Source organism: Streptomyces purpurascens, from assembly GCF_045040895.1.
Taxonomy (GTDB): domain Bacteria; phylum Actinomycetota; class Actinomycetes; order Streptomycetales; family Streptomycetaceae; genus Streptomyces; species Streptomyces purpurascens.
On the sequence record NZ_CP108341.1, the window covers coordinates 3403977 to 3423447 of the forward strand.

Here is a 19471-nt window from a genome sequence, read left to right on the forward strand (position 1 = left end):
TGTCCTCCCGTACCGCGTCGTGCGCGACCATCGGCGTATGGCTGTACGGACGCATGACGTATGTCGGACGGTTGCACGACCGTCACCGACACACCGCTCCGGCCCCGTCAGCGGGACGCGCCGACCGGCTCCTCCGGCTCGGCGGTGCCGATGAACGTCCGCCACAGGTCGGCGTACCGGCCGCCGTGCGCGAGCAGCTCCTCGTGCGTGCCGTCCTCGGCGACCCCGCCGCGGTCCATGACGACGACCCGGTCGGCGCGGGCGGCGGTGGTGAGCCGGTGGGCCACGACGAGGGTCGTACGGCGGCCCGCCAGGCGGTCGGTGGCCTGGTTGACCTGGGCCTCCGTGGCCAGGTCCAGCGCGGCCGTCGCCTCGTCGAGCAGCAGGACGTCCGGGTCGACCAGCTCGGCACGGGCCAGGGCGATCAGCTGGCGCTGACCGGCGGACAGATTGCGGCCGCGCTCGGCGACCTCGTGGAGATAGCCGCCGTCCAGCGTGGCGATCATGTCGTGCGCGCCGACCGCGCGGGCCGCCGCCTCGACCTCGGCGTCGGTGGCGTCCGGGCGGCCGTAGGCGATGGCGTCGCGGACGGTGCCCTGGAAGAGGTACGCCTCCTGCGGGACGACCCCCAGACGGTGCCGGTACGAGGTGAGGTCCAGGGAGCGCAGATCGGTGCCGTCGACGGTGACCCGGCCGCCGGTGGGGTCGTAGAAGCGGGCCACGAGCTTGACCAGGGTCGACTTCCCGGCGCCGGTCTCGCCGACGAAGGCGACGGTCTGCCCGGCGGGGATGCGCAGGTCGACTCCGCCGAGGGCCGCCTCGCCCTCGCCGGCAGCGCCATATTCGAAGTGCACGTCCTCGAAGGCGATCTCGCCCCGCAGGGACAGCACTTCCAGGGGTTCGTCGGCGGACTTCGTCGACGTCGGCTCCTGAAGCAGCTCCTGGATGCGGCCCAGCGAGACGGTCGCCTGCTGGTAGCCGTCGAAGACCTGGGACAGCTGCTGCACGGGCGCGAAGAACAGGTCGATGTAGAGCAGGTACGCCACCAGCGAGCCGATCGCCAGCGTGCCGTCGTCGACCCGGGCGCCGCCCACGATCAGCACGGCCGCCGCCGCCACCGACGACAGGAACTGCACGAACGGGAAGTAGATCGAGATCAGCCACTGGCCCCGGATACGCGCCTGGCGGTAGCTGTCGCTGCGCCCGGCGAACCGCCGCCCGCCGTCCCGCTCGCGCCGGAACGCCTGCACGATCCGCAGCCCCGACACCGACTCCTGGAGGTCGGCGTTGACCACCGACACCCGCTCACGGGCCAGTTCGTACGCCTTCACACTCGCCCGGCGGAAGAAGAACGTGGCGATGATCAACGGCGGCAGCGTCGCGAAGACGACCAGCGCGAGCTCCACGTCGATCACCAGCAGGGCGACCATGATGCCGAAGAAGGTGACGACCGAGACGAAGGCCGTGACCAGGCCCGTCTGCAGGAACGTCGACAGCGCGTCGACGTCGGTCGTCATCCGGGTCATGATCCGGCCGGTCAGCTCCCGCTCGTAGTAGTCGAGCCCGAGGCGCTGGAGCTGGGCGAAGATCTTCAGACGGAGCGAGTACAGGACCCGCTCCCCCGTGCGTCCGGTCATCCGGGTCTCGCCGATCTGCGCCGCCCACTGCACGACCACCGTCAGCAGCCCGAGCAGGGCGGCCGCCCAGACGGCGCCGAGCGCGGCCTGGGTGACGCCGGAGTCGATGCCGTGCCGGATCAGCACGGGCAGCAGCAGGCCCATGCCGGCGTCGGTGGCGACCAGGGCGAGGCTGACCAGCAGCGGCAGCCCGAAGCCGCGCAGCAGCCGGCGCAGGCCGTAGGACTCCTCGGGCTGGACGGCCCGTGACTCGTCGATGTCGGGGACGTCGGTGGCCGGGGGCAGCGCCTCGACCTGGGCGAGGAGCTCGGGGGTGGCGGGGCTCTCGGCGAGGGCGAGGTCCTTGCGCTCGCGGTCGCCGGTCCACAGCCGTGGCGTGACCCCGCGCTCGGCGTCGAACTCCGCGTCCAGCTCGTCCCGTACGGAGGTGTCCTCCTGGGGACAGGCCGGCGGGGTGTGCCCCGGGGAGACCGCGCCCAGCTCGTCGGGGTCGGTGAGCAGCCGCCGGTAGAGGGCGGAGCGCCGCTGGAGCTCGTCGTGGGTGCCGATGTCGGCGAGCCGGCCGCCGTCCAGGACGGCGATGCGGTCGGCGAGGTTCAGGGTGGAGCGACGGTGGGCGATCAGCAGGGTCGTACGGCCCCGCATGACGCCCTTCAGCGCCTCGTGGATCTCGTGCTCGACCCGGGCGTCCACGGCGGAGGTGGCGTCGTCCAGGACCAGCAGGCGCGGGTCGGTGAGGATCGCGCGGGCCAGGGCGACGCGCTGGCGCTGGCCGCCGGAGAGGGTGAGGCCGTGTTCGCCGACGGTGGTGTCGTAGCCGTCGGGGAGTTCCCTGATGAAACGGTCCGCCTGGGCGGCTCGGGCGGCCTTCTCGATCTCCTCCTGGGTGGCGTCCGGGCGGCCGTAGGCGATGTTGTCGCGGACCGTGTCGGAGAAGAGGAACGAGTCCTCCGGGACCAGCCCGATCGCGGACCGCAGCGACTGAAGGGTCAGCTCGCGCACGTCGTGGCCGCCTACGAGGACGGCACCGCGCGTGACGTCGTAGAAGCGCGGCAGCAGCAGCGAGACGGTGGACTTGCCGGAGCCGGAGGAGCCGACCACCGCGAGGGTCTCGCCGGGGCGGATCTCGAAGGAGAGCCCGTCGAGGACGGGGCGGTCGGTGTCGTAGCCGAAGGAGACGTCGTCGAACTCGACCGTCGCGGGGGCGTCGGCAGGCAGGTCCTTGGAGCCGTCCTGGAGCGAGGGCTCGGTGTCGATCAGCTCCAGGACGCGCTCGGTACCCGCCCGGGCCTGCTGGCCGACGGTGAGGACCATGGCGAGCATGCGGACCGGGCCGACCAGCTGGGCGAGGTAGGTCGAGAAGGCGACGAACGTGCCGAGCGTGATGTGCCCGCGTACCGCCAGCCAGCCACCGAGGGCCAGCATCGCGACCTGGCCGAGGGCGGGGACCGCCTGGAGGGCCGGGGTGTAGACCGAGTTCAGGCGGACGGTGCGCAGCCGGCCCGCGAAGAGCCTGCGGCCGACCTCCCTCAGCTTGCCGGTCTCCTGCTCCTCCTGCCCGAAGCCCTTCACCACGCGCACGCCGCTGACGGCGCCGTCGACCACGCCCGCGACGGCGGCGGCCTGGGCCTGGGCGTACCAGGTGGAGGGGTGCAGCCGGGTGCGGCTGCGCTTCGCGATGTAGGCGAGGGCGGGGGCGACGGCCAGGGCGACGAGGGTGAGCGGCCACGACAGCCAGGCCATGATCACCAGGGAGATCAGGAAGAGGAGCACGTTCCCGATCGTCATCGGGAGCATGAAGAGCAGGCCCTGGATCAGCTGGAGGTCGCTGGTGGCCCGGCCGACGACCTGGCCGGTGGACAGCTCGTCCTGGCGGCGGCCGTCGAGCCCGGTGATCGTGCCGTACATCTCCGTGCGCAGGTCGTGCTGGACGTCGAGGGCGAGGCGGCCGCCGTAGTAGCGGCGGATGTAGGTGAGGACGTAGACGACCAGGGCGGCGGCGATGAGGAGGCCGGCCCAGGTGGTCATGTCCCTGGTGTGGTCGCTGATGACGTCGTCGATGATCACCTTGGTGATCAGGGGGACGAGGGCCATGACGGCCATGCCCGCCAGGGAGGAGCCGAGGGCGAGTACGACGTCCTTCGGGTGGCGCCATGCGTAGGCCCACAGTCGTCGTGCCCATCCCCGTTTCGGTGTCACACCGGTGCCTTCCAGTCGTCCTGAGCTGCCGGAAGGCACCAACGCGGTTGGGTGCGGATTTCTTCCGCCGTGGAGGGATCGGCTGTTCTTCGGGTGCGGCGGTGTGGGGGTTGATCGCGCGGTTCCCCGCGCCCCTAAAGGAAGGGCGTTAGCCCTACCCGCAAGTAATAGAAGCGGGTCGTCTGGGTCGGGTTCTGGTTGTCGTCGCTGGCCAGGAGGACCTTCAGGGTGTTCTTCGTGCGGGCCGTGATCACCATGGCCTCGATGTTGTCGAGGAGGGGGTTCGGCTGGGGTTGCTTGGCCGTGGCGCCCAGGGTCGGGCAGGTGGCGAGGTCGGTGAGCAGGGTCTTCCGCATCGCTCGACGGGGGTCGGCCAGGTAGAGGCGGACCGTGTTGCCCACGCCCGAGGTGAAGCCGCGTTCCAGGACCAGGAGGCGGCCGTCGGGGGTGGCCTGGATCTCGGAGACGCCGAGGCCGGGGTCCGTGCGGTAGGCGTACTGGCGCCCGAGCCGGAAGTGGCCCCGGTGGCGGTCCCAGGTCTGGAAACGGACGGTGTCGGCGCTGTCGCCGGAGAGGGCGTACTCCATGGACGCGACCAGGGTGCGGCCACCGGGCAGCAGGGTCAGGCCCTCGAAGGTGCCGTTGGGCCGGCCGCGGCCCGCGGGGGTCACGCGCAGGTCGTCCGGGACCGGGAGGCGGTCGAGGATCCTGCCGGTGCGGGAGTAGCGGCGTACGGACGGCTCGGTCTCCGAGGTGACCAGGCGGGTGCCGTCCCTGTCGACGACCAGTCCCTCGGAGTCCAGCGCGGTCCCGGTCTCGTCGGTGAGCGGGACGACGGACTGGGGCTGCAGCGTCCTCGCGTCCAGGCGGAACAGCGACGAGCGGTCGGACAGGGCGGCCAGTGAACCGTCGCCGTCGACGGCGAGCGCGGAGATGTTGCCGACGAAGGTGTCCTCGTACGTCGTCTTGTCGAGCGCGTCGGAGAAGCGGTCGATGGAGACGGACGGCGAGCAGGCGTGCGAGGTCTGAGAGGTGTGCGAGGTGTGTGCCTGGGCGGGGCCGGCGGCGGTCAGGCAGGTGGCCGCCGTCAGGCCTGCGGTGAGAAGGGCGAGACGGGTTCTCAGGGGCATGGGCGTCACCGTAGGGCGGGCCGGTGACGCCGGGTAGGCCGCGTGGTGAAGGGTCAGCTCGCGGCCAGGTCCTTGTGGATGACCTTGGCCACGGCCTGGATGGTGGTGATGCCGTAGTTCATGGTGCTGTTGCCGTGGGTGAGCACGGTCATCACGTAGTCGTGGCCGCCGCCCTTGAACGCGCCGACGCTGTGCACCCGCCAGCCGTTCGTGGAGCGCTGCAGCCAGCCGTTCTTGACGGCCACGGTGACGCCCGAGGGCACCCCGTACGGTGTGCCCCAGCGCTGGGACGAGACGACCTGGCCCATCAACTTCAGGATGTAGGAACGGGAGTTGTCGCTCAGGACCGCGTTCTTGGCGGTGAGGAGCTTCAGCAGCTTCTGCTCGTCGGTGACGGTGATCTGGGTCAGGCCCCAGTAGCCGTTCGCGCCGGGCTTGGTCTGGGTCATGCCGGCGGCCGTGAGGAAGTTCTTGATCTTCGTCATGCCGAGCTGCTTCCACAGGGTGGAGGTCGCCGCGTTGTCCGACTTGGTGATCATGGCCTTGGCGAGGGTGTTCTCGCGGTCGGTGAGATACCGGTTCGTCTTCTTCGCGTCCCAGAGCAGCGTGGCGAGAACGGTCACCTTGACGACGCTGGCCGAGTCGTAGGCGGAACTCGCGCGCAGCGTGCAGGTGGTGTTGGTGCTGCGGTCGTAGAGGCCGACGGCGACGGTGCCCTTGCGGGTGGCGAGCGCGGCGGTGATGTCCTTCTTCAGCTTGGCGGCGAGGCCGGCCTTGGCCGAGGTGCAGGTCACGGTCGGCGTGGCAGCGGCGGCGGGCGTGGCGGCGGCGACGAGCGGCACGAGCACACCCGTACCCACGGCTGCCGCCAGCACTCTCGCGCGGCGGGATATCCCAGAAGTCATGCACCCTTGACTCACGGACGTGGGGCAAAGGTTGTAGGCGTTGGTGAAGGCTTGTACGAGTCGTTACCGGGCGCTGTGCGTTTCACAGGCGGCGGCCAGCTTCGGCACAGCGGCCACCCATCGGGGCTGTCCACCATGCTCGGGTGACATCTGCCACCGAACCCCAGCTCCGCACCGCAGCCGTGCCTCCCTCACCCGCGCCGGGGGAACGGGCCGCCCCGCGCTGGTCGCTGCCCGTGCTGCTCGCGATCCTCGCCCTGGCCGCGGTGCTCTACTCCTGGAACCTGTCCGGCTCCAGCCTCAACAGCTTCTACAGCGCGGCCGTGCTGAGCGGCACGCAGAGCTGGAAGGCTTGGTTCTTCGGCTCGCTGGACGCCGGGAACTTCCTCACCGTCGACAAGCCGCCGCTCGCGCTGATGGTCATGGGCCTGTCGTGCCGGGTCTTCGGGTACGGCACCTGGCAGATGATGCTGCCGATGGTCGTGGCGGCGCTGGCCACGATCTGGATCCTGCACTCCTCCGTGAAGCGGGTGTTCGGGCACGCGGCGGCTGCCGTCTCCGCCCTCGTCCTGGCCCTCACCCCGATCACGGTCGCCATCAACCGGGACAACAATCCCGACACGCTGCTGGTGTTCCTGATGGTGTCGGGCGCCGCCCTCGGTCTGCGGGCCGTGCGGAACGGGCGGCTGCTTCCGCTGCTCGGCTCGGCCGCCTGCTTCGGGCTCGCCTTCAACACGAAGATGCTCCAGGGGTATATCGCGCTGCCCGCCGTTTTCGCGGTGTATCTGTACGCGGCGAAGCCGAAGCTCGTGAAGCGCGTCGTCAACCTCCTCGTCGCGGGCGTCGCTCTGGCCGTCTCCAGCTTCTGGTGGGCGGCGGCGGTCTCGCTCGTCCCGGCCGACGACCGCCCCTACATCGGCGGTTCGACGGACGGCACGGCCTGGGACCTGATCATGGGCTACAACGGCCTGGGCCGGATCCTCGGCGGCGAGGGCAACGGCGGAGGCGGCGGTGGCGGAGGCGGAGGCTTCTCCGGTACCGCGGGGCTCGGCCGGATGTTCAACGACATTCTCGGCGGCCAGATCTCCTGGCTGCTCCCCTTCGCGGCCCTCGCGCTCATCGGCGGCCTGGTGCTGTGCGGCCGCGCCCCGCGTACGGATCTCACCCGGGCCGCGCTCGTGCTCTGGGGCGCCTGGACGGCCCTGCACTATCTGACCTTCGCCCTGGCCGAGGGCACGATGCACCCGTACTACACGACCGCGCTCGCCCCGGGCATCGCGGCGCTGTGCGGAGGCGGCGGCGTGCTGCTGCTGCGCGCCTTCCGGGCCGACCGGCGGTGGGCCTGGGTGCTGCCGCTCGGGCTGAGTGTCACGGCCGTCTGGGCCGCGGTGCTGCTGCGGCGGGCCTCCGGCTGGAACACCTGGCTGTGGCCGGCGATCGCCGTCGTCATGGGGCTGGCGGTCGTGGGACTGCTCGTCTTCCGGTCCGCGTCCGGGACACGGGTACGGCTGCTGGCGGCATCCGTGGTGGCGGCGGTCGTCGCCGCCGTGGCGGGTCCGGCGGCGTACGCCTGGTCGGTGCCGTCCGGTTCGGGCGGCGGCATGGGCGGTACGAACCCGACTGCGGGCCCGTCGACGGGCAGTGGCTTCGGCGGGCCCGGGGGCGGCCGGGGGTTCCCGGGCGGTGGCGGGTCCGGCGTGCCCGGCGGTGCGGGGATGCCTGACGGTGGGACGCAGCAGGGCGGGAACGCCCAGGCGGGCGGTGGCTTCCCGGGTGGCGGGATGCCGTCCGGCGGGCAGAGCGAACAGGACGGGCGGAGCGGGCAGGCCCCCGGCGGCAGCGGTGGGACCGGCGGCACGCCCCCGAACGGCACGAGCGGTGGCCAGTCGGGCGAAGCGGGCACCCAGCCCGGGCGTACGGGCGGCGGCATGGGCGGCGGACCCGGCGGTGGCGGCATGGGCGGCGGCGCGAGCAGTGAGCTCATCTCGTACCTGAAGAAGCACCAGGACGGTGCCGAGTGGCTGCTGGCCGTGTCCAGTTCGCAGGGCGCCGCCCAGCTGATCGTGAGCAGCGGGGAGCCCGTCATCTCCATGTGGGGCTGGTCCGGCTCCGACAAGGCGATGACCCTGGCCAAGCTCAAGGAGCTGGTGAAGAAGGGCGAGTTGCACTACATCCAGCTCGGTGGCGGCATGGGCGGCGGCCCCGGCGGCGGCAGCAGTGTCAGCTCCGAGGTGACGGCGTGGGTGCAGAAGCACGGCACGGCGGTGAAGGAGAGCGAGTACAGCGAGACCGCGACCTCCACCTCCGACTCCTCGTCGCAGTCGAACCAGTCGAACCAGTCGAACCAGTCGGCGATCTACCGCCTGGACCCGTCCGACGTCAGCTGATCGCACACAACTCCGATTGAACGGCCCCCGACCACTCGGTCAGGGGCCGTTCGTTCGTCCCCGATCATGGACACCGGTGTCCGGCGAACGGGTGAAGGGAAACGCAGGCGTGGGCTACTGCCTGGAGATGAGCACCGGCGACATGCGGACGGTGGTGCGGCTGCTCACCGCGGTGGAGCGGAGCGAGCGGCAGGAGCGCACGCTCGCCCGGGTGCGCACGGAGTGCGAGCGGACCGACGTCCGGTTCCGGGAGCAGGGCATCGACCTCGACGTCTCCATCGCCCAGGCCCTGGACGAGCTGGTCGAGGGCACCCCGAGCACCGACCTCTGTCCCTCGTACAGCTACGCCTTCTACCAGGCCGTCGCGGCGCACTTCTCCGACCCGACCGATCTCGGCGCCTGGCGGCGGCCTTCGTGGTTCTACGCCATGGACGACGAACTGGCCCGGCACGGCGTACCGTCCGACCTGCTCCCCGGCACGTTCCTGTTCAGCGGCCCGCCGCTGCGCCTCCCCCACCCCGGCGACGCGGTGCCCGCCATCGGGACCCTGCCGGCCCAGCGGGCGGCGGCTCTCGCCGACGCCTACGCGTCCGTGCTCGGCCGTCTCGATCCCGAGTACCGCGACGCGGCCCGCCGGTTCGCCGAGGTCATGCGGTTCGAGGCGGAGGAGTGGGAGAGTTCGCGGACGCTCGGGACGAACCCGGACACGATCCTCTTCTGGTTCCACTGACCTCTGCTGACCTCTGCGGGAACTCTTGACGCCGTCTTTCCCATCGGGATACTTGCGGTCGACAGCGCGCCAACTGCCGTGTCCGCGAAGAGAGTTCGTTTCCTTCGAGCTGATACCGCCGGCGGCTCCGCATGTCCGAGATCCCGAACGCCGTACGAAGTTTCGCCCCCACGCGTCACGGCCACCCCCCACAGGAGGATCCACCATGAGCCCACGCAAGGCAGTCGTCGCCGCCTTGGCCGCCGCGCTGCTGGCCGGCCCCGGCGTCGCCCAGGCCGCCACCCCGCAGACCACCGCGGCACCCGCCCCGGCCCGCGACCGCGCCGCGGCGGCCACCATCACCTGGTCCCTCGTCCGCGCGAGCAACCCCACCGAGGACCAGCGCTCGGCCTACGACCTGATCACCAGGGCCATGAACGCGGCCGTGGCCCGCTACAACAACCTCAGCGACCTGGGCAAGACCCTCACGGTCCGCTACGAGCCGGGCGTCCCCACCGCCGACGGCAACATCAACGGGACGATCCGCTTCGGCAGCAACCGCAGCTACATGAACGAGCGGACGGCCCTGCACGAGATCTCCCACACCATCGGCGTGGGCACCAGCTCGGGCTGGTCCCGCCTCGGCGGCAGCGGCACCTGGACCGGCGGACAGGCCACCGCCCTCGTCAAGCAGTACGACGGCTCCGGCGCCAAGATCTCCACCGGCGGCGGGCACTTCTGGCCCTACGGCCTGAACTACGACAACGAGTGGTCGGCCACGGCGGCCGACCGGCACGTCCACATCGTCGCCGCGATGGTCCGCGACGGCCTGTAGGCCGTGCTCGAGACCCGGCGTCCGCAGGCCTGTTGCCGCGGGTGCCGGGTACCCGGTTCGGGCACGGGCTGCTGTGCGGTCGAAGACGGGAGGTCGGGGCGGTGGCAGTGAAGGCGATGGGGTGGGCGCACTCGTTCCCCATGTCCGAGGGAGTGCGCGCCGGGCGGCAGTGGACACGGGGGCGTCTCGCGTCCCTGCCCTGGGCCGCTGCCGAGCCGGACACGGTGGACGCCATCGTGCTGGCCGTGTCCGAGCTGATCACCAATGCGCACATCCACGCGCACAGCGACGCGCATCTGGTCCTCACCTGGGACGGTGACTGCCTTCATGTGAGCGTCCACGACGAGGATCCGACGCTGCCGCGCCGGCGCGAGGCGGAGCCGGGGGATGTCGGCGGCCGCGGAGTGGCCATCGTGCGGAAGCTCGCCGACGAGTGGGGGATGAGGTGCCAGCGGCACGGCAAGACGGTGACGGCATGCTTCCGCCCCGCCGGCACCGGCACCGATGAATGAGTGTCAGTCGGTCCCGGGGTGCTTGCCGGGGCCGTCGGCGCCGGGGGACAGCGGAGTGGGTGACAGTGTGGTGTCCTCCTCGCCGGGCTCCAGAAGGGTGTCGGCGGCGCCGACGATGAGAGGGTCGGGCATGCCGACCGCCTCGCGGTCCTTGCTGGCGTAGTCGATGCGCGACAGCAGACTCCGCATGGTCTCCAGCCGGGCGCGTCTCTTGTCGTTGCTCTTGACGACGGTCCAGGGGGCGTGCGCGGTGTCCGTGGCGCGGAACATGTCGACCTTCGCCTCGGTGTAGTCGTCCCAGAGGTCCAGCGAGGCCAGGTCGGTGGAGGAGAGCTTCCACTGGCGCACCGGGTCGACCTGCCGGATCGCGAAGCGGGTGCGCTGCTCGGAGCGGGACACGGAGAACCAGAACTTCACCAGCACGACGCCGTCGTCGACCAGCATCCGCTCGAAGGCCGGGCACTGGTCGAGGAACAGCTCGTACTCGTCCTTGGAGCAGAATCCCATCACGCGCTCCACGCCGGCCCGGTTGTACCAGGAGCGGTCGAACAGGACGATCTCCCCGGCCGTCGGCAGCTGCGCGATGTACCGCTGGAAGTACCACTGGCCCGTCTCGCGTTCGGTGGGCTTGTCCAGGGCGACCACGCGTGCGCCGCGCGGGTTGAGCCGCTCGGTCAGCCGCTGGATCGTGCCGCCCTTGCCCGCCGCGTCACGCCCCTCGCACACGACGACCACGCGGGCGCCGGTGTCCTTGACCCACCGCTGGAGCTTGAGCAGTTCGATCTGCAGGACGCGCTTGGTCCGCTCGTACTCCTTGCGGCCCACCCTGCGGTCGTACGGATGGTTCTCCTGCCAGGTCCGGAGGGGACGCCCGTCCGCGTCCAGCAGGATCGGCCGCTCTCGGCGGCTGGTATCCACGGTCAGCCCGTCCAGCAGCCTGTCCGCGTCGCCGGTGTCGCCGGTGGCTTCGGTGTCTTCGGTGTCTTCGGTGTTCATCACCGCGCTCCCCGCTCGGTCCCCACCGTCGGTCAGAAGGGCATGCGGCGCCGGGTGCGGCGACCCGCGGAACCACTGCGGCTCACCGCGCGCGAGCTGGTGTGGAAGGGCTTGCTGAAGAGCCGGCCCAGAACGCCGGGCGCCTTGCCACCGGCCCGCGCCCCGGCCCCGAGCGTACGTTGTGTGCCGCGCTCGGGATGGCGGGAGAGACGGGGCACGAAGAAGGCCAGGACGGCCAGGACCGCACACACGCCGATGACTACGGCGACTACCATGATCGACTCCCCTCGCAGGTGGACTGACACACGAGTGCCCCGCCCTGCCCCGCCCATGTGAGGAGCGAGGAAACACGACCTGGCCGGTCCGGCCGCGGCTCAGTCCAGATGCGTCGGCGCGAACATCCGCAGCACGGCCGGGAGCAGGACCACCGAGGGCCCGGGCGAGGCGAGTGCCTTCGCGAGGTCCTGCTCCAGGGTCTCCGGGGTCGTACGGACCCCGGGGACGCCGAAGGACTCCGCCAGTGCCACGTAGTCCGGCCGGGTCAGTTCCGTCGCGGTCGCCTCGCCGAACGCGTCGCTCATGTACTCGCGCAGGATGCCGTAGCCGCCGTCGTCGACGATCAGCCAGGTGACGTTCAGGTCGTACTGGCGGGCCGTCGCCAGTTCGGCGATCGAGTACAGGGCGCCGCCGTCGCCGGAGACCGCGAGGACCGGCCGGGTCGGGTCGGCCGCCGCGGCGCCGAGTGCCGCCGGGAAGCCGTAGCCGAGGCCGCCCGCGCCCTGGGCGGAGTGCATGTGGTTGGGGCCCTTGGCGTCGAAGGCCGACCAGGCCCAGTACGCGAGGATCGTCATGTCCCAGAAGGACGGGGAGTCGGCGGGCAGCGCCCTGCGGACGGACGCCAGCACGTCCTGTTCCAGGGTGAGTTCCTGGGAGGCGATGCGCTCGGCGACCTTCCCGAGCACCTCACGCACGCGCTCCGGAGCGTCCGGGTCCCGGCGTTCGGACACCGTCTCCAGCAGCGCCTGCAGCGCGAGGCGGGCGTCCGCGTGGATGCCCAGGGCCGGGTGGTTGGACTCCAGCTTGCCGAGGTCGGCCTCGATCTGGATCACTCGGCCGCGCGGCTTGAACGTGTGGTAGTTCGAGGAGAGTTCCCCGAGTCCCGAGCCGACCACCAGGAGGACGTCCGCGTCCTCCAGGAAGTCCGTGGTGTGCCGGTCCTCGATCCAGGACTGGAGCGACAGCGGGTGCTTCCAGGGGAAGGCGCCCTTGCCGCCGGGGGTCGTGACGACCGGTGCCTGGACCAGCTCGGCCAGCTGCCTCAGCTTGCCGGAGGCGTCCGCCCGTACCACTCCCCCGCCCGCGATGATCGCCGGGCGTTCGGCATGAGACAGCAAGTGGGCGGCCACGGCGGTCAGTTCGGGGCGCGGCGGCAGCTCCTCGGGGAAGGCGTCGCCGCCCGTCACCACCGGGATCGCCGTCGGCGCGAGCAGCACGTCCTGCGGGATCTCCACCCACACCGGGCCGTGCGGGGCGGTCAGGGCCGACTTCCAGGCCGCCTCGATGGCGGACGGGATCTGCGACTGGGTGCGGACGGTGTGGACCGACTTCACCACGCCCCGGAACGAGGCGGCCTGGTCGGGCAGTTCGTGCAGATAGCCGTGCCGGCCGCCGCCCAGGCCGGCGCTGGGGATCTGGCTGCCGATCGCCAGCACGGGCGCGGAGGCGGCCGCCGCCTCCTGGAGTGCGGCTAGGGAGGTCAGGGCGCCCGGTCCCGTCGACAGCAGCAGGGGCGCGGCCTCGCCGGTGATCCGGCCGTAGGCGTCCGCGGCGAACCCGGCGTTGTTCTCCACCCGCAGGCCGATGTACCTGAGGTCCGAGCGGCGCAGGGCGTCGAACATGCCGAGCGCGTGCTGGCCGGGCAGACCGAAGACGGTCGTCGCGCCCAGCCCGGCCAGCGTCTCCACGACCAGGTCTCCGCCGTTGCGGCCGGGTGGCGGGTTGAGGGCGGCCTCCGTCTGGGCGGGCGTCGGGCGGAGTACCAGGTCGTGGTCGTGAGTCACTTCGCTTCGGAGTCCTTCCGGGCCGCGGCGATCTGGCGGGACATGATCGTGGTCAGTTCGTACGCGGTGTGGGAGGCCGCCACCGACGTGATCTCCGCGTGGTCGTACGCGGGGGCCACCTCGACGACGTCGGCCGACACCAGGTTGCAGGATGCCAGGCCGCGCAGGATCTCCAGCAGTTCGCGCGAGGTCATGCCGCCCGCCTCGGGCGTGCCGGTGCCGGGCGCATGGGCCGGGTCGAGGCAGTCGATGTCGATGGAGATGTACAGCGGCCGGTCGCCGATGCGCTGGCGGAGCTGGTCGGCGACCTCGTCGGCGCCGCGCCGGTAGACGTCCGCCGAGGTGACGATGCCGAAGCCCATCTTCTCGTCGTCGGTCAGGTCCTGCTTGCCGTAGAGCGGGCCGCGGGTGCCGACGTGGGACAGGGCGGAGGTGTCGAGGATGCCCTCCTCCACCGCACGCCGGAAGGGGGTGCCGTGCGTGTACTCGGCGCCGAAGTAGGTGTCCCAGGTGTCGAGGTGCGCGTCGAAGTGGAGCAGGGCCACCGGGCCGTGCTTCTTCGCCACCGACCGCAGCAGGGGCAGCGCGATGGTGTGGTCACCGCCGAGGGTCATCAGACGGGCGCCGGTGTCCAGCAGGTCGTCCGCCGCCGCCTCGACCGTCTCCACCGCCTCGTTGATGTTGAACGGGTTGGCGGCGATGTCACCGGCGTCCGCGACCTGCGCGAGGGCGAAGGGCGAGGCGTCCTGCGCCGGGTTGTACGGGCGCAGCAGCCGGGACGCCTCGCGGATCGCGTTGCCGCCGAAGCGGGCGCCCGGCCGGTACGAGACACCCGAGTCGAACGGCACGCCCACCACGGCGACATCGGCCCGCCCGCCGACCTCGTCCAGCCGGGGCAGCCGGGCGAAGGTCGCGGGGCCCGCGTACCGCGGCACGCGGGAGGAGTCGACGGGCCCGCGGGGAGTCTCGTTGCTGCTCATGAAGAAATGCCTTCTTTCCTACGCTTCATCGCGTATGTACTGCTTGTCTTATGACCTTACCGGGGAGTCGCGGCCGGTTCGGACGCGAGTTCGGACTCGGGTTCGGGTGCCCGTCCCGCGAGCCGCTCGCGCCAGGCGGCGAGGACGGCGGCGTCGGTGGCCGGGGTGGCGAAGGAGACGACCAGATAGGCGGCGAGCGAGGCGAGCAGCCCGTAGTAGACGGGCTCGTTGGCGAGGATGCCGTACGTCGCCATCAGGCCGACGACCGCGAGTCCGCCGACCACGACCGAGGCGAGAGCGCCGTGGACCGTGCCCCGCTTCCACACAAGACCGCCGAGGATCGGCACGAGCAGACCGCCGACGAGGAGGTTGTACGCGACGGTCAGCGCCTCCACCACGTTGTCGATCGCGATGGCCGTGCAGATGACCGCGAGGCCCATGATCAGGATGAAGACGCGGTTGCCCTTCACCTCGTCATGGCCGTCGGCGTGCTCGGCGTTCTCGGCCGGCGCCTTGCCGATCCCTCGCAGCCGGGACCAGATGTCGTTGTTGGCGACGGTGGCGCAGGCGATCAGCGCGCCGGAGGACGTCGACATCACGGCGGCCAGGGCTGCGGCCAGCACCAGCCCGCGCACTCCAACGGGCAGTTCCTCCTTCACGATCGTCGCGAAGGCGTCGTCCGGGCTGGCGAGCTTCGGGTACAGCACCTTGGCCGCGGTACCGATGACGGCACCGGCGAGGGCGTACGCGAGGCAGTAGGTACCGGCGACGGTTCCGCCCCACTTGGCGGTCGTGTCGCTGCGGGCGGTGAAGACGCGCTGCCAGATGTCCTGCCCGATGAGCATGCCGAAGGTGTAGATCAGCACGTAGGTGAAGATCGTCTCGCCGCCGATGCCCAGCGGGTCGAAGTACTCGGTGGGCAGCTGGGCCTTCATCTCGCTGAACCCGCCGGCCTTCACGACGGCGATCGGCAGCAGCAGGAGCAGCACGCCGATGGTCTTCACGACGAACTGCACCATGTCGGTCAGGGTGATCGACCACATCCCGCCGAGGGTGGAGTACGCGACGACGATCGAGCCGCCGAGGACGATCGCGAGCGTGCGGTTCATGTCGAACAGGACGTCGAAGATCGTGGCGTACGCGATGGTCGAGGTCACCGCGAGCATGAGGGTGTACGCCCACATGACGACACCGGAGATCACTCCGGCCCGGCCGCCGTAGCGCAGGTCGAGCATCTCGGAGACGGTGTAGACCTTCAGCCGGGCGATGCGGGCGGAGAAGAAGACGGACAGGGCGAGCAGGCCGAGGCCGATGGTGAAGACCATCCAGGCGCCGGAGAGGCCGTACTGGTAGCCGAGCCCCACACCGCCGATGGTGGAGGCGCCGCCGAGGACGATCGCCGCCATGGTGCCGGAGTACATGGCCGGGCCGAGCCGGCGGCCCGCCACCAGGAACTCGCTCTTGGAGCGGGCGCGGCGCATGCCCCACCAGCCCATGGCCAGCATTCCGGCCAGGTAGACGAAGATCACGAGGTAGTCGACGGCCATGGGGCCTCCTTCGCGCACGCACAGGGCGCAGGGCTCGGTCGCGGGGGACGAGGTTGACGAGGACTGACACTAGGTGGCCGGAAAGCGACTGCGAAGTGTACGTTTCATCTATTCGAGCGGCCTTGGCTGGAGGGAACGCACACCATGCCGGACCCGGCGGTCCCCCCGACACCCCCCGTCCTCCTCACGTCCCTCCTGGCCCGGGAGGACCTCTCCCTGCGCCGGATCGCCGGTCCGGTGGACGCCGGCACCGTCGTCCACTGGGTGCACACCTCGGAGATGGCGGACCCGTATCCGTATCTGCTGGGCGGGGAGCTGCTGCTCACGGCGGGCGTGCACATCCCGGAGGCGGCGGGCTCCGATGGGGGTGCCCCCGGTCGAGCGAAGCCGAGACCGGGGGACTACTTCGACGGCTACGTGTCCCGGATCGTGGCGGCGGGCGGCGCGGCCCTCGGCTTCGGGGTGGCGCCGGTGCACGACACGGTGCCGAGGGCGCTGGTCGCGGCCTGCGAGACACACGGCCTGCCGCTCCTTGAGGTACCGCCGCAGACCACCTTCTCGGGCGTGGCCCGGGCGGTCTGGCAGCTGATGGCCCAGGCCCGCCTGGCCGAACTCCGCCGCGTCACCGAGGCCCAGCAGAGCCTCGCCTCCGCCGCCTCCCGCCCCGACCCGGTCCCGTCGGTCCTCCGCCAGCTCGCCCAGCGGCTGGGCGGGTGGGCGGTGCTGTACGGGCCGGAGGGGGCGGAGATCGCGGGGGCGGGGCGGCGGCCCGGGGAAGAGGTGGCGTCGGCGCTGGCGGGGTTGGCGGGAGTGGTGCGGCCCGACCGCCCCGCGCCTCCCTCGGGTGCGGCAGCGCAGACCGGCTCCGTATCGCGCGCGCACTCGACCGGGACCCGGCCAGGTGAGCCCGAGGCGGCACCCTCCCGCTCGGCCCACGGCCCCGCCTCGCCGGCCGGCCATCAGCCACCGACCGACCCCGGCCGCCCCGCCCCCACCTCCGCCACCGACACCACCGCCGGCCTCCACCTCGCCGCGTACGCCCTCGGTGCCGGGCACGGCTTCGTGCTCGGGGTCGCGACGCCGCAGCGCGCGCCGGGGGACCACACCGTCGTCTCCGTCGCCGCCGTGCTCCTCTCCCTCCTCACCGGCGAGCAGCAGAGCGGCACCGGTGCCGCCCGTTCCTCGGCGCTGGTGCGGCTGCTGCTGGGCGCGCCGCCGGAGGAGGTCGCGCCGCTGCTCGGCGGTGAGCGGTGGGTCGTCGTGCGGGCCCGGCCGGACGGTTCGGGCCCTGCGGACGCCGTCGCGGCGTCCGCGCTGGGCGCCGCGCTCGGCTCCGCCCTGGTCGACCCGGCGGGCGACGTCGTACGGGTCCTGGTCCCGGCCGAACGGGCACCGGCCCCGCTGCCCGGCTGGACCCTGGGCGTCAGCGCCGCCGTCGCCCCGCACGACTGGCCCGCCGCCGACACCCAGGCGGCCCGCGCCCTGGCCCGGGCCCGCGCCACCCGGACCCCGCTGCTGCGGCACGGCCCGCGCCCCGCCCTGGCCGACCTGGTCCCGCCCGACGAGGCGGCGGCCCACGCCCGCGCCCTTCTCGCCCCCGTCACGGCACACCCCGCGCTCACCGAGACCCTGCGCACCTGGCTGTCCCTGCACGGCAGTTGGGACCGCACGGCCGTCGCCCTGTCCGTGCACCGCAACACCGTGCGGCAGCGCATCACCCGGTGCGCGACGCTGCTGGAGACGGACCTGGAAGACCCGGACGTCCGGATGGAACTCTGGTTCGCGCTCCGGCACATCTGAGTACGTGAGCGGTGCCCCACTGAGTACGTGACGCACATCCCAGCGTTCGATACGCCAGGGACGCCCACAGGCGGCTGCTCCACAATGGTTGTCATGCCGATACCCGGGACACCCAGCCGCGCCGAACTCGTCGACCACCTCGTCAGGACGCGCATCGCGGGCGACGTCGCCACCCCCCGCGAGAACAACCTCTCCCACTACCGCAAGCTGGCGAACAACGACCGCCACTACTGGCTCGGCCTGGAACTCGGCGCCCGCTGGACCGACGAGCAGGACGTCCTCGCGGTGATGGCGGAACGGGTGGGCGTGAACGACGATCCCGAGCACCGGTACGGCCAGGACACCATCGACCCGGAGCTGACCGTCGCCGGGCTCGAGCGCATGGCCGGGCGGCTGCGCAAGGCGGCGGACGGGCAGCAGCGGGTGCTGTTCGCCACCGGCCACCCCGGCGGCCTGCTGGACGTGCACAGCTCGACCGCGGCGGCGCTGCGCGCGGCGGGCTGCGAGATCGTCGTCATCCCGGAGGGCCTGACGACGGAGGAGGGCTACGTCATGCAGTTCGCGAGCGTGGCGGTGCTGGAGCACGGCGCCACCCTGTGGCACACCCACTCGGGCGAGCCGATGAAGGCGATCCTGACCGCCATGGAGCGCGAGGGCCGCCCCCTGCCCGACCTGGTCGTCGCCGACCACGGCTGGGCGGGATACGCGGGCCAGCACGGCGTCGACTCCGTCGGCTACGCCGACTGCAACGACCCGGCCCTCTTCATCGCCGAGGCCGAGGGCACCGTGCAGGTGACGGTGCCCCTCGACGACCACGTGGTCAGCCCGCGCCACTACGACCCGATGACGGCGTACCTGCTGGCGGAGGCGGGCCTCAGCTAGCGCCCTGATCACGCGGGACGCGGACCACGCCCTCCTGGATCACGGAGATGGCGAGGCGCCCGTCCTGCGTGTAGATACGAGCCTGTCCCAGTCCCCGGCCGCCGTACGCGGACGGGGACTCCTGGTCGTAGAGCAGCCATTCGTCGGCCCGGAACGGCCGGTGGAACCACATCGCGTGGTCCAGCGAGGCCCCGACCACGTCACCGACGGCCCAGCCGCCCCGCCCGTGCGCGAGCAGCACGGAGTCGAGCAGCGTCATGTCGGAGACGTAGGTGGCGAGGACGACGTGCAGCAGCGGCTCGTCGACCGCTCCGCCCAGCTTGCCGTTGGTCCGGAACCACACCTGGGAGTGCGGTTCACGCGGCTCGCCGAACCTCCCGTACGGCGGCTCCTCGACGTACCGCAGATCGACGGCCGCCCGTGCCTCCGCGAACTTCTCCACCACCGCCGGGTCGATATGGCCGTACCCGCGCAGCCGTTCCTCCCCGGTGGGCAGCGTGGCGGGATCGGGCGCGGCCGGCATCGGCTCCTGATGGTCCAGCCCGTCCTCGTAGACCTGGAACGACGCCGAGAGATGGAAGATCGGCTTGCCGTGCTGGACGGCGACCACCCGGCGGGTGGTGAAGGAGCGGCCGTCGCGGATCCGGTCGACGGTGTAGACGATGGGCGCGCCGGGATCCCCGGGGCGCAGGAAGTACGCGTGCAGGGAATGCGCGGGCCGGTCCTCGGGGACCGTGCGCCCGGCGGCGACGAGCGCCTGCGCCGCGACCTGCCCGCCGAAGACCCGTGGGACGACGGCGGACCGGGACCGGCCGCGGAAGATGTCCTCCTCGATCTGCTCGAGGTCGAGCAGATCGAGGAGATCCTGAAGTGCCTTACTCATGACAACTGT

General features: G+C 71.8%; 15 protein-coding genes. 6 read left to right on the forward strand and 9 right to left on the reverse strand.

Annotated features, from left to right (window positions below; all coding sequences use genetic code 11):
* Positions 1-107: 107 nt before the first annotated feature.
* From OHU35_RS15445 to OHU35_RS15455, 3 genes are all read right to left on the reverse strand, one after another.
* Entirely contained in the window at positions 108-3836 is a 3729-nt protein-coding gene (locus OHU35_RS15445; RefSeq protein ID WP_405505637.1) for an ABC transporter ATP-binding protein, read from the reverse strand.
* 134 nt (positions 3837-3970) lie between these two features.
* Positions 3971-4966, reverse strand: coding sequence for an esterase-like activity of phytase family protein (locus tag OHU35_RS15450; RefSeq protein ID WP_405505639.1), 996 nt, complete (start codon positions 4964-4966; stop codon positions 3971-3973).
* Between the two features lie 53 nt (positions 4967-5019).
* On the reverse strand, positions 5020-5871 hold the full coding sequence (locus OHU35_RS15455; protein WP_189723812.1) for a serine hydrolase: 852 nt from the start codon (positions 5869-5871) through the stop codon (positions 5020-5022).
* 143 nt (positions 5872-6014) lie between these two features.
* Between OHU35_RS15455 and OHU35_RS15460 the strand changes: the two genes are divergently transcribed.
* The 4 genes from OHU35_RS15460 (at position 6015) to OHU35_RS15475 (ending at position 10314) form a co-directional block, all read left to right on the forward strand.
* On the forward strand, positions 6015-8258 hold the full coding sequence (locus OHU35_RS15460) for an ArnT family glycosyltransferase (protein ID WP_405505641.1): 2244 nt from the start codon (positions 6015-6017) through the stop codon (positions 8256-8258).
* 76 nt (positions 8259-8334) lie between these two features.
* Positions 8335-8988, forward strand: a complete 654-nt coding sequence (locus OHU35_RS15465; RefSeq protein ID WP_405505642.1) for a hypothetical protein — start codon at positions 8335-8337, stop codon at positions 8986-8988.
* A 205-nt stretch (positions 8989-9193) separates the two neighbouring features.
* The gene (locus OHU35_RS15470) at positions 9194-9802 is read left to right on the forward strand and encodes a hypothetical protein (RefSeq protein ID WP_189723814.1); all 609 of its coding nucleotides are present in this window, start codon (positions 9194-9196) and stop codon (positions 9800-9802) included.
* A gap of 101 nt (positions 9803-9903) precedes the next feature.
* The gene (locus OHU35_RS15475) at positions 9904-10314 is read left to right on the forward strand and encodes an ATP-binding protein (protein WP_359894102.1); all 411 of its coding nucleotides are present in this window, start codon (positions 9904-9906) and stop codon (positions 10312-10314) included.
* A 3-nt stretch (positions 10315-10317) separates the two neighbouring features.
* Here the strand turns inward: OHU35_RS15475 and ppk2 are convergent, their stop codons facing one another.
* From ppk2 to OHU35_RS15500, 5 genes are all read right to left on the reverse strand, one after another.
* Entirely contained in the window at positions 10318-11310 is a 993-nt protein-coding gene (gene ppk2, locus OHU35_RS15480; protein WP_189723816.1) for a polyphosphate kinase 2, read from the reverse strand.
* A 32-nt stretch (positions 11311-11342) separates the two neighbouring features.
* Positions 11343-11585 carry a DUF6411 family protein gene (locus tag OHU35_RS15485; RefSeq protein ID WP_189723817.1) on the reverse strand — a complete coding sequence of 81 codons (243 nt, stop codon included), beginning with the start codon at positions 11583-11585 and terminating at the stop codon, positions 11343-11345.
* Between the two features lie 99 nt (positions 11586-11684).
* Positions 11685-13370, reverse strand: a complete 1686-nt coding sequence (locus OHU35_RS15490; protein WP_189723818.1) for a thiamine pyrophosphate-binding protein — start codon at positions 13368-13370, stop codon at positions 11685-11687.
* Complete coding sequence (speB, locus tag OHU35_RS15495; RefSeq protein WP_189723819.1) at positions 13367-14350, reverse strand: agmatinase; 984 nt, start codon at positions 14348-14350, stop codon at positions 13367-13369. The genes OHU35_RS15490 and speB overlap by 4 nt, the downstream gene beginning before the upstream one ends.
* 56 nt (positions 14351-14406) lie before the next feature.
* Positions 14407-15897 carry a sodium:solute symporter gene (locus OHU35_RS15500; protein WP_405505645.1) on the reverse strand — a complete coding sequence of 497 codons (1491 nt, stop codon included), beginning with the start codon at positions 15895-15897 and terminating at the stop codon, positions 14407-14409.
* Between the two features lie 144 nt (positions 15898-16041).
* On the opposite strand from OHU35_RS15500, the gene OHU35_RS15505 reads away from it, so the two are divergent.
* Positions 16042-17697, forward strand: a complete 1656-nt coding sequence (locus tag OHU35_RS15505; protein WP_405505647.1) for a helix-turn-helix domain-containing protein — start codon at positions 16042-16044, stop codon at positions 17695-17697.
* 93 nt (positions 17698-17790) lie between these two features.
* Positions 17791-18579: a phosphatase gene (locus OHU35_RS15510; protein WP_189723822.1), complete on the forward strand. Its 789-nt coding sequence runs from the start codon at positions 17791-17793 to the stop codon at positions 18577-18579.
* On the opposite strand, the gene OHU35_RS15515 is transcribed toward OHU35_RS15510, so the two are convergent.
* On the reverse strand, positions 18572-19462 hold the full coding sequence (locus OHU35_RS15515; protein WP_189723823.1) for an acyl-CoA thioesterase II: 891 nt from the start codon (positions 19460-19462) through the stop codon (positions 18572-18574). The two genes, OHU35_RS15510 and OHU35_RS15515, sit on opposite strands and share 8 nt — an antisense overlap.
* Positions 19463-19471: the final 9 nt, after the last annotated feature.

Bases quoted from the DNA above. Each gene is read 5' to 3' on its own strand.
- ppk2 (WP_189723816.1), bottom strand. From the start codon at position 11,310: ATGAACACCGAAGACACCGAAGACACCGAAGCCACCGGCGACACCGGC.
- OHU35_RS15500 (WP_405505645.1), bottom strand. From the start codon at position 15,897: ATGGCCGTCGACTACCTCGTGATCTTCGTCTACCTGGCCGGAATGCTG.
- OHU35_RS15505 (WP_405505647.1), top strand. From the start codon at position 16,042: ATGCCGGACCCGGCGGTCCCCCCGACACCCCCCGTCCTCCTCACGTCC.
- OHU35_RS15470 (WP_189723814.1), top strand. From the start codon at position 9,194: ATGAGCCCACGCAAGGCAGTCGTCGCCGCCTTGGCCGCCGCGCTGCTG.
- OHU35_RS15485 (WP_189723817.1), bottom strand. From the start codon at position 11,585: ATGGTAGTCGCCGTAGTCATCGGCGTGTGTGCGGTCCTGGCCGTCCTG.
- OHU35_RS15455 (WP_189723812.1), bottom strand. From the start codon at position 5,871: ATGACTTCTGGGATATCCCGCCGCGCGAGAGTGCTGGCGGCAGCCGTG.
- OHU35_RS15510 (WP_189723822.1), top strand. From the start codon at position 17,791: ATGCCGATACCCGGGACACCCAGCCGCGCCGAACTCGTCGACCACCTC.
- OHU35_RS15450 (WP_405505639.1), bottom strand. From the start codon at position 4,966: ATGCCCCTGAGAACCCGTCTCGCCCTTCTCACCGCAGGCCTGACGGCG.
- OHU35_RS15515 (WP_189723823.1), bottom strand. From the start codon at position 19,462: ATGAGTAAGGCACTTCAGGATCTCCTCGATCTGCTCGACCTCGAGCAG.
- speB (WP_189723819.1), bottom strand. From the start codon at position 14,350: ATGAGCAGCAACGAGACTCCCCGCGGGCCCGTCGACTCCTCCCGCGTG.